The organism is Burkholderia sp. AU39826, from assembly GCF_020419965.1.
GTDB lineage: Bacteria > Pseudomonadota > Gammaproteobacteria > Burkholderiales > Burkholderiaceae > Burkholderia > Burkholderia semiarida.
This window is the reverse complement of record NZ_JAIZQG010000001.1, coordinates 471,490-484,220: the sequence shown is the minus strand read 5'-3', so window position 1 is coordinate 484,220 and position 12,731 is coordinate 471,490. Positions and strand designations below refer to the sequence as shown.

The window sequence follows — 12,731 nt, the reverse complement described above, 5'->3', positions numbered from 1 at the left end:
GATTGACTTGCATCAGAAACGCCGCGCATATCGCGTGAGACAGTGATGGAACATCCGGCGCCGCGGCCGGTCTGCCGCGCCTGCATGCGAGTGGCGATCACGGTCGCACGCGCCGCCGTCACATGTCACATCGTTTCAGGAGTCGCGCCACGTATTTGTCCGGCGCGTCAACCGACCGGGAACTCTCTGGCACGAGGGTAGGCAACCGACGGTTGCCTTGGAGGACGGGCGGGGTGGAAGTCACCCCGTCCGCTTTCCGCGTGGCCCCGTCGAATTCACTTCCCCGAACGAATGGTTTGGAACGCGGCCGCGTCGAGCGGCGCGTCGTCGAGCGCGGTCACCTCGATACGGATCGCGTCGAGCATGGCGGATGCACGGCGCGACGCCGGCGTGGCGGCCGGGTCGTGACGCGCGCGCAACCATTGCATGGCCCCGTGCCGCGCATCGGTTACGTGCGCGGATCAGAGGGTACGAAGAATCGATCGCAGGTCGTGCCGGCGGCCCGCGCCGCGTCGTACCCGCCCATGCGGACGCACGACATGCAGCGGCGCGCATGCGCTGCACGTGCGGCTGCGCAAACGATTCGCATGCGGCCAGCCCGGGCGCGCCTTGCGACGCGGCTCCGATGCGGCCGGCGCGTCGGCCGCGTTTCGCGCACACAGTGCCGCGGCGAACCGCTGCAATGCGAGGACCGAGCCCGCGACGCTCTGATACTTTTCGCGGCCGATCTGTCCGTCCAGCGTGACGAGCAATCCGGCCTCGCGTGCGAGCGCGAGCAAGGTGTCGAGGTCGTCGGACGGACGGTTGCCGGCCGACGCGGCCCGGTCGGGCAGGGCGCGCGCGTTGCCCGACGTGCGCCGCTGGCCGTCCCGGCCCGGTAAGTTGCGATGTGCCATGGTTGGTCTCCTGCGCGGAACCCCGCGTGCCGGCTCGGTGGCCGGCTGAGCGATGTTCCGGTATGAACGCCTGGTTCATGTGATCAGTATCGTGTGGCGGCGGCGCGCTGCCAAGCGGTGCGTGCTGAAGTCGTTGTCAGGAAATGGCGCGACACGTATCGGAATCCGCTGACACACGTGGCGGCCGACCGGCCGATTCGGCGCGTTCGTTCGACGAATGGACGGTACGCGCGCGGCGCGGCTTGACGCATGATTTCGGCCGGTCTAAGTTCGCGTCTGCACCGGCGTCGCATGGCGTTCCACCTGCCGTCCGTCACCAGTGCCGCGCCCCGGGGTGGCGTGGCAGGGTTTCCGGTGTCGTTCGCAGGCCATGTGCCCCCGCGAACTTCGCGGGGCCGGTCCGGAAACGGATCGGCGCGGCGGCACGCAACGTGCCGTTGATCGCGCGCAAACACGCGTCGGCGCATCGTACGCCGCGCGTCCATCCAGTCTTAAGCTTCCAGTACCGTCATCCGTTTCGTTCCTCGACCGCCAGGAGTCCGTCGATGTCCAAGGACAATTTGCTCGATTCACTGAAGGAAGCCGCCGAACGGCGCGCGATCGGCGCGGATCAGCTGCGTGCGATGCTCGACGACGAAGTGCGCGCGCTGTCGTCGGGCGCGCGCGTGCACGACTACATCCACGTATTCGCGATCCGCCATCTGCGTGAGCGGATGCGCCAGAAGGACGACCTCGACCGTGACACGCGCGCCGATGCGGCGCCCGCGGACACCGATCCGCGGCCGAGCCGTCGGCTGTAGCGGATGGCGGCCGGTTGGGGGCCCGGCGCACGGCGCGCCCGTCGCGCCAGCCATCCTGACGGTCCGCCGACAGTCGCCGGCGCCTTTCGTCATATGTTTCACTGAATCGTCACGACGACCTCAAGAAAGTGGTGCGATTTGCCGTTTACCCGGTGAATTCGTCCACCGGGCGTTCGCCCGCTCTTACCGAGTCGTTGCCATGTTTTCGTCCATTCGCGCCCGCATTCTCGCCGCGTGCGTCTCCATCGTCGTATTCGCGCTCGTCGCCACGACCCTGATCAACTATTTCATCGCACGCTCGTACAACGACGACGCGATCGACCGCAACCTGGTTTCAGTCGCGAGCGGCCACGTGGTGGGGATCGCCGACTGGGTCGCGACCCGCAGCCGGATGATCGCGTCGCTGCAGGATGCCGCGCTGACGCCCGATCCGCTGCCGGTGTTCAAGCAGATGGCCGCGGCCGGTGGCTTCACGAACGTCTATGCCGGTTATGCGGACAAGGCGTTCCACTTCTCCGACCCGACCGGCATCCCGCCCGACTACGACCCGACCGGCCGCCCGTGGTACAAGCAGGCCGCGCAGGCCGGCAAGCCGGTCGTGACGCCGCCGTACGTCGATGCCGGCACCGGCAACCTCGTCGTCACGTTCGCGGTGCCGATCCTGCGCGACGGCGCGCTGAAGGGCGTGGTCGCCGCGGACCTGTCGATGGACAGCGTGATCGCCAACGTCAAGTCGATCCGCCCGACGCCGGCGAGCTTCGGGATGCTGATCGACAGCAGCGGCCACGTCGTCGCGCACCCGGATGCGAAGCTCACGCTGAAGCCGGTCGCCGACGTATCGCCCGAACTCGGTTCGCTGGGCGTCGCATCGATCGCGGCGGCGAACGCGCCGGTCGAGGTCGGCGTCGGCGGCGACGCGAAGCTGGTGCGCGCGAAACCCGTGCCGGGCACCGACTGGTACGCGCTGGTGCTGCTCGACAAGGCCGAAGCGACGGCCGGCATGCGTTCGCTGCTGACCGCGTCGCTGATTACGCTGATCGTGATCGTCGGCGTGGCGTCGCTGATCATCGGCGCGCTCACCACGACGGCATTCCGCCGCCTGTCGCAGGTGCGCCAGGCGATGGCCGCGATCGGCTCGGGCGCCGGCGACCTGACGCAGCGCCTGCCGGCCGCCGGCCGCGACGAAGTGGCCGACATCGCACGCTCGTTCAACAGCTTCGTCGACAAGCTGAACGACGTGATGCGCCAGATCCGCGACGCGAGCGAATCGGTGCGCACGGCCGCGAACGAGATCGCGGCCGGCAACCAGGACCTGTCATCGCGTACCGAATCGGCGGCGGCGAGCCTCGAGCAAACCGCGGCGTCGATGGAAGAGATCACCGCGACCGTCGGTCAGTCGGCCGCCGCCGCCAGCCAGGCCGACGAACGCGCGGCGGCCGCATCACGGATCGCGTCGCACGGCGGCGTGGTCGTGTCGGACGTCGTCGCGACGATGGGGAAGATCGAGGAAGCGTCGGGCCGGATCGGCGACATCATCGGCGTGATCGACGGGATCGCGTTCCAGACCAACATCCTCGCGCTGAACGCGGCCGTCGAAGCGGCGCGGGCGGGCGAGCAGGGCCGCGGCTTCGCGGTCGTCGCGCAGGAAGTGCGCAGCCTCGCGCAACGCAGCGCGCAGGCCGCGCGCGAAGTGAAGGTGCTGGTGGAATCGACGGTCGCGAGCGTGTCGGCCGGGTCCGGGCAGGTGCGCCAGGCCGGCGACACGATGCGCGAGATCGTGTCCAACGTGGCGAACGTGACGACCATCATCTCCGAGATCACGCACGCGGCGAACGAGCAGACGCGCGGCATCCAGGAAGTGAACCGCGCGGTCAGCCAGCTCGACGAAATGGTGCAGCAGAACGCGGCGCTGGTCGAACAGTCGACGGCGGCGGCGACCGCGCTGCAGTCCCAGGCGAATGCGCTGGCGACGACGGTCGGGCAGTTCAAGGTCGCCTGACGCGCCCAGTGGCCGGGTGGCTCGCGGCCCGCGCCATGCGGGCCGCGCCGCTCACGAGCCGCCCTGGTCGCGCATCAGCGCGAGCCGGTTGTAGAGCGTCTTCAGGCTGATGCCGAGCGCCTTGGCCGCGCGCGGCTTGTTGCCGTCGAAGTGACGCAACGTCTCCGCGATGAAGCGTTGCTGCACATGGTGCAGCGTCGCGCCGAGCGGCAGCGCCATCGCGCCTTCCGACGTGCTGGCGGCCGCCGGCAGCGGCTGCTTGGGCAGCGCGACGTCGATGCCTTCGTCCGACAGGATGTATGCACGCTCGATCGTATTGTGCAGTTCGCGCACGTTGCCGGGCCACGAATACGCGCGCAACGCGGCGATCGCCGCGTCGGTCAGCCGCTTGTGCGCGCGATGCCGCGCGTTCAGCGTGTCGACGAATTCCTGCGCGATCGTCTCGACGTCGCCGTCGCGCTGGCGCAGCGGCGGCACGTAGATCGCGAACGCGGCGAGCCGGTAGAACAGATCCTCGCGCAACCGGCCGTCGCGCACGGCGTCGGCCGGATTGTGACGGGTGGCCGAAACGAACCGCACGTCGAGCGGAATCGATTCGGTGCCGCCCACGCGCACGATCGTGTTCGACTCGATCGCCCGCAGCAGCTTCACCTGCAGCGCCGCGGGCATTTCCGCGACCTCGTCGAGCAGCAGCGTGCCGCCGCGCGCGGCTTCAAAGAAGCCTTCACGCTGCGTGATCGCACCGGTAAAGCTGCCTTTCTCGTGCCCGAACAGATGCGCCTCGGCCAGGTCGGGCGGAATCGCGCCGCAGTTCATCGGCACGAACGGACCGTCGCGTCGCGCGCTCAGATCGTGCAGCCGCCGCGCGACGATATCCTTGCCGACCCCGCTTTCGCCGGCAATCATCACGCTCGCGCGGGTCGGCGCGATTTTCTCGATGCGGGCGAGCAGCGTGCGCATCGCGGCGGACCGGCCGGACAGCCGGCGACCGTCTGCGCGCTGCTTCGCCCGGTTGGCGGATTCACCCATAGGCGTTCACGGGCCGTTTTGAAAAACGGCATCGCACGTTCCGTTGATTGCAATATTTATCATCGACAGCGAAACGACCGCGAAGGTGCCGCCGAATAGAAAATTCCAATGTGCGCGGCGTGAGTGAAAGCAACCGGCCATCGGGCTTCTCGCGCGTCCTGCGCGGAAGGCCCTTCGGTCAGGACCGAAGCTTTTTTACAGAAACTCGATAAAAAAGCGGCCGGCGACACATCGCGGCGGCGCGCGCGGCCACCCCAACCCCCACCGGGGCCGGCCCCAGCGGGCGTCGGGGCGGGCTCTGGCCGTGGGTTGCCGCGAACGCGCCCCCCGGGTACGTCCCTTGCTGACGCCCTCAAGCTCGCCCCGGCGCGTTCGACGGCATGCCGGATGGCCGAAAGGCGGCATTCCCCCCGCACGACGGGAGCCGGCGCGATGCAAGGATGCAATGAGGACTCTGACCCGTGAGCTATTCCGGCAGGGTGCATGGGTCGTACTGGCCGTCGGGCTCGCGTCCGCGCTGCAGGCGTGGGCGATCCGGGCTGTCGGCGAGCACGCGCCATTTGCGCCGCTGCCTTTTTATGCCGGCGTGGCGGCTGCCGCATGGCTGACGTCGTTCGGCGGCGGTCTGGTCGCGACCGCCGCCAGCGTCGGCGTGATCGCCGCATGGTGGTGGCGCGCCGCGCCGCTGGCGACGCTGCTCGCGCAAGCCGGCACGTTCGTCGCGATCGGTTTCGTCGAATGCGTGCTGGTGGCGTCCGTGAAGCCGCTGCTCGCGAACGATCGTCCGCGCGCGTTCGACGACGCCCGCGGCGGCCCGCACCCGCCGCACCGCGAGCCTTCCGCCGGCGCGGGCGTGACCGACGACGGGCTGCTGCGTCAGGTGGTCGATGCGTCGCCCGATGCGATCGTCGGGATCGACGCCGCGCGCCGCATCACCAGCTGGAATCCGGCCGCGGCACGAATCTTCGGCATCGATGCGGCGCAGGCGCGCGGACGCGACGTCGTCACGATGATCGCGCCGCGCTGGTTGCGCCGGCATGCGGTGCCGGCGTCGTTCGCGGACCTGCGCGCGCCGGTCGGGCCGCTCGACGTACTGTGCGTGCGCCACGACGGCGGCCGGTTTCGCGCCACCTTCGCCGCTTCGCCGATCGTCGATGCAGAGGGCCATTGCACGGGCCTGTCGCTGATGTTGCGCGAAGCGGGCGAACGCCGCCGCGGCGAGCGCCGCGACCTGCGTTCCCTGCGTGGCGCTCGCGACGCGCGCGTGCAGGCCGATGCGTCGAACCGGCTGAAGGACGAGCTGCTGGCCACGGTCTCGCACGAACTGCGCACGCCGCTGAACGTGATCTACGGCTGGGTCGAGGTACTGCGCAACGCCGACGGGCAGGGCTTCGCGCAACAGGCGGTCGACGCGATCGACCGCAGCGCGCGGTCGCTGTCGCACATGGTCGCCGATCTGCTCGACGCGTCGTCCCTCGCGACCGGTCGGCTGCGCCTCGAACGCGTGCCGGTCGATCTCGTGCGGATCGTGCGCGATGCGGCGCGCGAACTCGACGCGACGGCGCAGGCAAACGGGCTCGTGCTGTCGACCGAATACGCGATGCCGGCCTGCGTGATTCCGGCGGACGGCGAACGCCTGCGCCAGGTCCTGTCGAACCTGCTGTCGAACGCGATCAAGTTCACGCCGCCGGGCGGCCGCATCAACGTGTCGCTGACGCGCGCGGGCGAACGCGTACGGTTGTCGGTCGCCGACACCGGGCAAGGTATCGCGCCGGAACGCCTGCCGCATCTGTTCGAGACGTTCAGCCGGCCGGAAGGCGCGTTCACGTCGCCGAAGCGCGGCCTCGGGCTCGGCCTGTCGATCGTGCGCAACATCGTGCAGCTGCACGGCGGCGACGTCGTCGCGACGAGCGCGGGCGCCGGGCGCGGAACGACCGTCACGGTGACGCTGCCGGCCGGCTGGGATGCCGACGATCCGGTGGAGCGGCCGGCGCGCGCGAAGGGCATGACCAATACGGTCGCACTCGACGGTCAGCGCGTGCTGGTGGTCGACGACGACGCGACGTCGCGCACCAGCCTCGCGGCCGCGCTCGAAACGATGGGCGCACAGGTATCGACCGCGCGTTCGGGGCACGACGCGCTCGACGCGGTGGCGCGGCAGCCGCCGAGCGTCGTGCTGTCGGATCTCGCGATGCCGGATGGCGATGGCTACTGGCTGCTGGACCGGATCCGGCGCCTGCCGAACGGCGGCGGGCATCTGCCGGTCGTCGCGGTGACCGCGCACGCCGGCAAGACCGACCGGCGCCGCGTGATGGCCGCCGGGTTCGATGCGTACCTGTGCAAGCCGGTCGACATGCCGACCCTCGCGAGCGTGATCGTCGATGTCGCCCCGGACGACGCGGGCGACGCGGGCGACGCGAAGCCGCGCGAGCGGTGACGGCCAATACACGGGCGCGGCTATCCGGCCGCCTGACCGCCGCGGCCGCATACGAAAAAGGAGGCACGATGGACGCAACGGAAAGCACGCGGCGCGCCGGCACGGGCGGCAAGCCGGCACGCACCCGACGCGGGACGCCGATCGGGCGGATCGCGAGCATACTGATGTTGTCGTGTGCATGGATCGCGACGCCCCGCTACGCATCGGCCGAGGAGGGCACGCGTGCGAAGCTGGCGAGCCAGGCGTCGGCCGTCGGGGGCCAGATCCGCGACGCGACGCTCGCGTCCCGCGTCAGGGCCGCGCTCGTCGCCGAACGCGGCCTGGCTTCCGGCGACATCGACGTGCAGGTCCATGACCGCGTGGTCGAATTGACGGGCAACGTGCCCGACGATCGGCAACGCGCGGCCGCGGTCCGCGTCGCGCACGACGTCAGCGGCGTGAGCGGCGTGCGCGACAAGCTGCAGATCCGCCGGAAGTAATGTGATGCGCGGGGCAGCGCCGGGCCGATCGGGCGTCGCGCGCCCGCGACCCTGCGCGTCACCGGGCAGGAGGGTTCGACATGGACACCATCATCGCGGGCCGTTTCTCGCGGCTCGAGCAGGCGGAACGCTGCGCGGAGCAACTGCGCGGCCACGCCATCCATCGGGACGATGTGAAGGTCTTCTTTCTCAATCCACCCGGGCAGCACGCGCTGTTCTGGCTCGGCGGCGACGTCTATGCGGACTCCGCCGCGCGGCCGGGTGGCCTCGGCGCGCTGGAAGGCGTGGCCATCGGCGCGGTCGTCGGGCTCGCCGGCGCCGCGGTGCTCCATCTGGGCGGGCTTCATTCCCCGCTCGCGTGGATCGGCGTGCCGCTCGTCGGCGCCTATGTCGGCGCGTTGTGCGGCGCGCTCGGCCGGATGCGCGGCGATGCACCGGAGGGACATGGCGCACTGAAGCAATGCGAAAACGGCGTGGTGCTGGCCGCGCACGTGACGCGGCGCACGATCGCGTTCGCGGAGCGGACGATGCTCGCCGCCGGCGCGCTGTCGGTGGAGCGCACCGAGGGTGCATGGCACAACGGCGCGTGGACCGATTTCTTCACGTCGGCCCATCGTCCCGCGTGAAGGGAAGCCGCGCGGCCGGCCCCGCTTCGTCGCCCGACATCGGAGGCCCGGATGAATAAAACGAACCGGACGAAACAACGCGGGCGTCGGCCGGTAGTCATCATGCTGATGGCCGCCGCCGGTGTCGGGACGTTCGCGCTGCCGGACGCGCAGGCGCCGCCCGCTTCGTCCGCGCAGGTCGCGCCGGGCGTCATCCGGCCGGGCTCGACCGCCGACGAGGCCGGTATGACGCAGCGGCCGGCCGGGCTCGACGCCGAGTTCGTCGACAAGGCCGGCATGATCGGCAAGGTACAACGACAGGCCGGCCAGCTCGCGCTCGATCGATCGTCGAACGCAGACGTGAAAGCCTTCGCCCGCCGGATGGTCGACGATCACGCGCGTATCGCAGACGAATTGCGGCATCTCGGCGCGCAGAAGGGCGTGCCGGTCCAGACGCGGATGCTCGTGGATCCGGAGGTGACGGCATTGCGAGCGAAGGACGGGCGCGCATTCGATACGGCGTACGTGGCGCTGGCCGGGCCCCGCGCGCATGAAGCGGCGGTTCGGCTCTACGAAACCGAGGCGAAAGACGGTCGCGACCCGCAGCTTCGCGCGTTCGCGGCCCGCACGCTGCCGACGCTGAAGGCGCACCTCGGCGCCGCGCGGCAAATCGCGAAGACGGTGGCCACCGCGCAGTGACCCGCATTGCGGCGGGTGCGCTTCAGTGCTGCCGCGTGCCGTCTTCAGGGCCGCCGGGGGATGCCTCGTACGGCGGCGAATCGAGCGCCGTTTCGCCTTCCTCGATCAGCCAGTAAGGCGAGCTGCCGTAGTACGCGTGCAGCGCTTCGGCCCATTCGGGGTCGGCCATCGCGGGCCACCGGCTCTTGTCGAAGCCGGGCGCCTCGCGCACGCGCGCGGTGTCGACCGGCAGCACGAAGCATTCGCGCTCGGCGTCGAGAACGAGCGCGTTCCACGGCACCGCGAGCAGCTTGTCGCCAATCCCGAGCAAGCCGCCCGACGACACGACCGCGTACGCGATCCGTCCAGCGCGTACGTCGAGCATGATGTGGCTCACCTTGCCGATGTCGTCGCCGTCCATCGTCAGCACGCGATCGTCTTCGAGCGTGCGAGCGGCCATCACGTCGGGCCCCGGCCCGCCGGCGGCCGTGCGCGGGTTCGCGCCGACGATGCGCGCGGCGTCGCGCGACGGTTTGTCCGTTGTCATCGAAACCTCCTGGTCGAAGCGGCACCGCGGTCTGCGCGCAAATCCATCGCGCGGGTACGGCGCCGGGGTAGCGGGCAACGCAGAACGATGAGAGATGCGGGTCAGCGGCGGCGCGGCAGCGATACGTCCTCGAGGGTATTGGCCAGTTCGTCGCGTGCCGGGCCGCCCGCGCGCGTCGCGATGTCGCCGAGCGATACCATGCCCACCAGCTTCCGGCTGCGATCGAGCACCGGCAGCCGGTGCAACTGCACGTCGGCCATCCGCTGCTGAATGTCGCCGACGCCGTCGTCTTCCACGCACCACTGCACCGGCCTGGATGCGACCGCGTGCACCGGCGTATCGGGAGAATGACCGTGCGACAGCGCCCGCACCGCCAGATCGCGGTCGGTTACGATCGCGACGAGCTCGGTGCCCTCGCACACGGGCAGCACGCCGATGTCGAAGCGCTGCATCAATTCGGCCGCACGGCGAATCGTGTCGGTCGGTGCGACGCACACTACGTCGCGCGACATGATCTCGTTGACGCGATACATGAACGCCTCCTTCGTGAACGGATCCAGACGGGAGCAGGCCGCGTGCCGCGCGCGATGCGCGCACGCGGGGCCCGGACGGCCGGAGGACGGAGAAATTTGCCAGCCCGCTTGTACATCTTCCACGGCGGCGGCCGCCTCGCGGCAGGGGCATCAACGCGGGACGTCAGTGGCCAATCCCCGTCATCGTGACGATCGCCAGCACCACCGCGCTTTCGATCGCGGCCAGTGCCGCGACGCCGGCCGCGCCACTGATTTCATGCCATCTGCGTTCAAGGACTTTCATCGAATCGCTCCTGATTTCGCCGCCCCGCGCATGCGCTGCCGCACCGCAGGCCGGGTGCCGCCGTCAGCCGTGATCGGGTGGCGGTGAAGGGACGTGCGGCGCGCGACGTTCCTGCTCGCCGGACGGCTTGGCGGGGTCGATACGGGTCGCACCGCCGACGGCGGGCGGATCGCTGGCCGGGAACGTCTCCTCAAGCCCTTCGTCGATGCGCTCCTCCGTCTTGTCTTCGGACGGCGGGCGCGACGTGGCGAGCCGGAGCACTCCGGCAACCGGTGACACGGCGTCGCGGCGGCCGGTGGCGTGAACGATCATGGTCGGACCTCCTTGTCGATGAGAAGCGCAAGCGGCGTACCCGCGGCGCACGCGGCACGGCGCTTGCAAGCCGGCCAGGACGGCCGGGCACACGTCCGGTCTGGACGAGAGGACATCGCGATGAATGCAGCCAGGGAAAGGATACGTTACGACGCGAACGTATGCGGCGGCGATTTCGGCCACGTGCGCGAGCGTTTCGATACATGGAGGCGCGAATCGCGGGTCTACCGGCCGGAGCGGCGCATGTTCGATGGCAAGGACGAAGTGCGCGAGCTGAACGACGTCGTCTACGACAGCCCGGAGCGGGCCCAGCAGGCGCTGGTCGCGCAATGCGAACCGTCCGACCCGTTCGCGCTCGCCGTGCAACTGTCCGCCGAGGGGCGCACGATGTGGCTCGTCATGGCCGCTTACGACGATTGAACGGAACAGCGGGAGAGCGGGCACGGCGCTTGCGGGGCTCGCCTCGCCATCGAGATGCGCGCGCCGTCGCGCAGGAGTGACATGAAGACGCCATCCATGCTGCACCGCCCCGAACCGACGACACCCGACGTCGAACCGGATCCGCCGCCGCCCGGGCACGACGACCCGGTCGACCCGCCCGTGCCCGACGGGCTGCCGCAGGGCGACCCGCCGTCGAACCCGCCGCCGATGCGGATGCCGGCCGCGGCAGTGCGTCACCACCGGCCGCGCGAACACTGAAAAGGAGGACCGTCATGGACATTCACGTGCAATCGCCAGACAAGCGCGCGATCGCTCAGGTACTGGGCCGCTATTTCGAATCGCGTTCGCTGCACTATCACATCGAGGAATTGCCGGGCGGCGTGCTGCAGATCGGCTTTCGCGCGAGCGGCCGCCCGGTCGCCGTGACCGTTTCGTTCGACGATGTCGCGTACGACACCTTTACGCACTGGGACGCCAGCCAGAAGCAGCTGGCGCTCGGCCGGCTCGCCGACGGTTTCTCCCGGATGATGTCGACGCGCAGTCCGGCCGCGCTCGCCGGCGACTATCACGTCGAGCGTTTCTGATTCCGCAATCATCCGCCGGCTCATGCCGGCTTCCGGCAAAGTGCCCGCATACAGCGGGCGCTTTGCGTCTGTGCGCGCGTCGCGTAGGATGTCCATTAATTCAGCGCATGCTACGTTCGCGCCGCAGGCTGCGTGCCGTTGCAGCCGACGAAGCGCGACGCGCTTTCCCTCAGGTTCCTTTCATGCAACCGACGGAGACCGCCTTGACCCCTGTTGCTCGCCTGTTGCTGTCCCCCGGCGCACGCCGGTTCGTATCCAGCCTGTCGGCATTCGCGGCGCTCGCCGCCGCCGACGCCCGCGACGCGTCGGCCCAGACGCCTTCGCCGCTCGGCGAATGGCAATACACGGCGGGCGTACCGCTGCGCAAACTCTTCGATCCGAATATCCCGACCTGGCAGGTCAGCGTCGGCGCCGCGATGACGCTGCAGCCGCGCTATGCGGGCTCCGACCGCTATCGCGTGATGGGCGGCCCGAATTTCGATATCCGCTATCGCGACCTGTTCTTCCTGTCGACCGGCGAGGGGCTCGGCGCGAACGTGCTGCGCGGGCCGAACTGGCGCGTGAGTTTGTCGGTCGGCTATGACCTCGGGCGCCGTTCGGCCGATGATCTCGGCCATCTGAACGGTCTCGACAACATCAATGCGGCGCCCGTGATGAAGCTCGCGGCCGACTACGTGGTCTCGAAGGATTTCCCGCTCGTGCTGCGCGCGGACGTGCGGCGCAGCATCGGCGGGTCGAACGGCTGGACCGGCGATTTTTCCGCGTACATGCCGATGCCCGGCAGCAACGAACACTTCTTCTGGTTCGCGGGGCCCACCGTGTCGTTCGCCGATTCCCGCTACATGAACAGCTGGTTCGGCGTGAACCAGGGGGCGGCGGCGCGCTCGGGGCTGCCGGCCTATTCGTCCGGGGCCGGGATCAAGTCGGCCGGCGTGGGCGTGACGATGGTGTGGTTCGTGAACAAGCACTGGTTCGTCACGATGGACGGCGCGCTCGAGCAGCTCGTCGGCCGCGCGGCGCGCAGCCCGATCACGCAGCAGTCGACCAACGGCGTGTTCGACATGTCGGTGAATTACCAGTTCTGACCGAAGCCGGGGCAGCGGAACGG

The 12,731-nt window shown here is 69.7% G+C and carries 16 protein-coding genes; 10 read left to right on the top strand and 6 right to left on the bottom strand.

Annotated elements, in window-relative coordinates; genetic code table 11:
* Positions 1 to 275 precede the first annotated feature (275 nt).
* Both LGM42_RS02210 and LGM42_RS02205 read right to left on the bottom strand, forming a co-directional pair.
* Positions 276 to 428 carry a hypothetical protein gene (locus LGM42_RS02210; RefSeq protein WP_155644494.1) on the bottom strand — a complete coding sequence of 51 codons (153 nt, stop codon included), beginning with the start codon at positions 426 to 428 and terminating at the stop codon, positions 276 to 278.
* 33 nt (positions 429 to 461) lie between these two features.
* Positions 462 to 896 (bottom strand): hypothetical protein, encoded by a 435-nt coding sequence (locus LGM42_RS02205; protein ID WP_059639465.1) that lies wholly within the window; start codon positions 894 to 896, stop codon positions 462 to 464.
* 545 nt (positions 897 to 1,441) lie between these two features.
* Here LGM42_RS02205 and LGM42_RS02200 point away from each other — a divergent pair.
* On the top strand, positions 1,442 to 1,696 hold the full coding sequence (locus LGM42_RS02200; RefSeq protein WP_059574414.1) for a DUF3562 domain-containing protein: 255 nt from the start codon (positions 1,442 to 1,444) through the stop codon (positions 1,694 to 1,696).
* A 199-nt stretch (positions 1,697 to 1,895) separates the two neighbouring features.
* Entirely contained in the window at positions 1,896 to 3,695 is a 1,800-nt protein-coding gene (locus LGM42_RS02195) for a methyl-accepting chemotaxis protein (protein WP_226231449.1), read from the top strand.
* Positions 3,696 to 3,746: 51 nt separating this feature from the next.
* Here the strand turns inward: LGM42_RS02195 and LGM42_RS02190 are convergent, their stop codons facing one another.
* Positions 3,747 to 4,724 carry a sigma-54 interaction domain-containing protein gene (locus LGM42_RS02190; RefSeq protein ID WP_059639467.1) on the bottom strand — a complete coding sequence of 326 codons (978 nt, stop codon included), beginning with the start codon at positions 4,722 to 4,724 and terminating at the stop codon, positions 3,747 to 3,749.
* A 445-nt stretch (positions 4,725 to 5,169) separates the two neighbouring features.
* Between LGM42_RS02190 and LGM42_RS02185 the strand changes: the two genes are divergently transcribed.
* From LGM42_RS02185 to LGM42_RS02170, 4 genes are all read left to right on the top strand, one after another.
* Complete coding sequence (locus tag LGM42_RS02185) at positions 5,170 to 7,161, top strand: ATP-binding protein (RefSeq protein ID WP_226231448.1); 1,992 nt, start codon at positions 5,170 to 5,172, stop codon at positions 7,159 to 7,161.
* A 68-nt stretch (positions 7,162 to 7,229) separates the two neighbouring features.
* A complete protein-coding gene (locus LGM42_RS02180) occupies positions 7,230 to 7,640 on the top strand; it encodes a BON domain-containing protein (RefSeq protein WP_226231447.1) in 411 nt (136 codons plus the stop codon).
* Between the two features lie 80 nt (positions 7,641 to 7,720).
* Positions 7,721 to 8,266 carry a hypothetical protein gene (locus LGM42_RS02175; RefSeq protein ID WP_059574409.1) on the top strand — a complete coding sequence of 182 codons (546 nt, stop codon included), beginning with the start codon at positions 7,721 to 7,723 and terminating at the stop codon, positions 8,264 to 8,266.
* Between the two features lie 102 nt (positions 8,267 to 8,368).
* Positions 8,369 to 8,944, top strand: a complete 576-nt coding sequence (locus LGM42_RS02170) for a DUF4142 domain-containing protein (RefSeq protein ID WP_226231446.1) — start codon at positions 8,369 to 8,371, stop codon at positions 8,942 to 8,944.
* Positions 8,945 to 8,966: 22 nt separating this feature from the next.
* Here the strand turns inward: LGM42_RS02170 and LGM42_RS02165 are convergent, their stop codons facing one another.
* The 3 genes from LGM42_RS02165 to LGM42_RS02155 all read right to left on the bottom strand — a co-directional run bounded on the left by LGM42_RS02165 (position 8,967) and on the right by LGM42_RS02155 (position 10,598).
* Positions 8,967 to 9,470 carry a PRC-barrel domain-containing protein gene (locus tag LGM42_RS02165; RefSeq protein WP_226222096.1) on the bottom strand — a complete coding sequence of 168 codons (504 nt, stop codon included), beginning with the start codon at positions 9,468 to 9,470 and terminating at the stop codon, positions 8,967 to 8,969.
* 101 nt (positions 9,471 to 9,571) lie between these two features.
* The gene (locus LGM42_RS02160; RefSeq protein ID WP_059574406.1) at positions 9,572 to 10,003 is read right to left on the bottom strand and encodes a CBS domain-containing protein; all 432 of its coding nucleotides are present in this window, start codon (positions 10,001 to 10,003) and stop codon (positions 9,572 to 9,574) included.
* A gap of 346 nt (positions 10,004 to 10,349) precedes the next feature.
* Positions 10,350 to 10,598 (bottom strand): hypothetical protein, encoded by a 249-nt coding sequence (locus LGM42_RS02155; protein WP_060310959.1) that lies wholly within the window; start codon positions 10,596 to 10,598, stop codon positions 10,350 to 10,352.
* Positions 10,599 to 10,718: 120 nt separating this feature from the next.
* Between LGM42_RS02155 and LGM42_RS02150 the strand changes: the two genes are divergently transcribed.
* The 4 genes from LGM42_RS02150 to LGM42_RS02135 all read left to right on the top strand — a co-directional run bounded on the left by LGM42_RS02150 (position 10,719) and on the right by LGM42_RS02135 (position 12,708).
* Positions 10,719 to 11,018 (top strand): hypothetical protein, encoded by a 300-nt coding sequence (locus LGM42_RS02150; protein ID WP_060310958.1) that lies wholly within the window; start codon positions 10,719 to 10,721, stop codon positions 11,016 to 11,018.
* Between the two features lie 81 nt (positions 11,019 to 11,099).
* A complete protein-coding gene (locus tag LGM42_RS02145; protein ID WP_060310957.1) occupies positions 11,100 to 11,297 on the top strand; it encodes a hypothetical protein in 198 nt (65 codons plus the stop codon).
* Positions 11,298 to 11,311: 14 nt separating this feature from the next.
* Positions 11,312 to 11,623 carry a hypothetical protein gene (locus tag LGM42_RS02140; protein ID WP_059574402.1) on the top strand — a complete coding sequence of 104 codons (312 nt, stop codon included), beginning with the start codon at positions 11,312 to 11,314 and terminating at the stop codon, positions 11,621 to 11,623.
* Positions 11,624 to 11,805: 182 nt separating this feature from the next.
* On the top strand, positions 11,806 to 12,708 hold the full coding sequence (locus tag LGM42_RS02135; protein ID WP_196493561.1) for a MipA/OmpV family protein: 903 nt from the start codon (positions 11,806 to 11,808) through the stop codon (positions 12,706 to 12,708).
* Positions 12,709 to 12,731 lie beyond the last annotated feature (23 nt).

Coding starts and splice junctions, on each gene's coding strand:
- LGM42_RS02205 (WP_059639465.1), bottom strand. CDS start 896: ATGGCACATCGCAACTTACCGGGCCGGGACGGCCAGCGGCGCACGTCG.
- LGM42_RS02135 (WP_196493561.1), top strand. CDS start 11,806: ATGCAACCGACGGAGACCGCCTTGACCCCTGTTGCTCGCCTGTTGCTG.
- LGM42_RS02140 (WP_059574402.1), top strand. CDS start 11,312: ATGGACATTCACGTGCAATCGCCAGACAAGCGCGCGATCGCTCAGGTA.
- LGM42_RS02200 (WP_059574414.1), top strand. CDS start 1,442: ATGTCCAAGGACAATTTGCTCGATTCACTGAAGGAAGCCGCCGAACGG.
- LGM42_RS02150 (WP_060310958.1), top strand. CDS start 10,719: ATGAATGCAGCCAGGGAAAGGATACGTTACGACGCGAACGTATGCGGC.
- LGM42_RS02145 (WP_060310957.1), top strand. CDS start 11,100: ATGAAGACGCCATCCATGCTGCACCGCCCCGAACCGACGACACCCGAC.
- LGM42_RS02195 (WP_226231449.1), top strand. CDS start 1,896: ATGTTTTCGTCCATTCGCGCCCGCATTCTCGCCGCGTGCGTCTCCATC.
- LGM42_RS02170 (WP_226231446.1), top strand. CDS start 8,369: ATGCTGATGGCCGCCGCCGGTGTCGGGACGTTCGCGCTGCCGGACGCG.
- LGM42_RS02180 (WP_226231447.1), top strand. CDS start 7,230: ATGGACGCAACGGAAAGCACGCGGCGCGCCGGCACGGGCGGCAAGCCG.
- LGM42_RS02190 (WP_059639467.1), bottom strand. CDS start 4,724: ATGGGTGAATCCGCCAACCGGGCGAAGCAGCGCGCAGACGGTCGCCGG.
- LGM42_RS02160 (WP_059574406.1), bottom strand. CDS start 10,003: ATGTATCGCGTCAACGAGATCATGTCGCGCGACGTAGTGTGCGTCGCA.
- LGM42_RS02175 (WP_059574409.1), top strand. CDS start 7,721: ATGGACACCATCATCGCGGGCCGTTTCTCGCGGCTCGAGCAGGCGGAA.
- LGM42_RS02210 (WP_155644494.1), bottom strand. CDS start 428: ATGCAATGGTTGCGCGCGCGTCACGACCCGGCCGCCACGCCGGCGTCG.
- LGM42_RS02165 (WP_226222096.1), bottom strand. CDS start 9,470: ATGACAACGGACAAACCGTCGCGCGACGCCGCGCGCATCGTCGGCGCG.
- LGM42_RS02155 (WP_060310959.1), bottom strand. CDS start 10,598: ATGATCGTTCACGCCACCGGCCGCCGCGACGCCGTGTCACCGGTTGCC.
- LGM42_RS02185 (WP_226231448.1), top strand. CDS start 5,170: ATGAGGACTCTGACCCGTGAGCTATTCCGGCAGGGTGCATGGGTCGTA.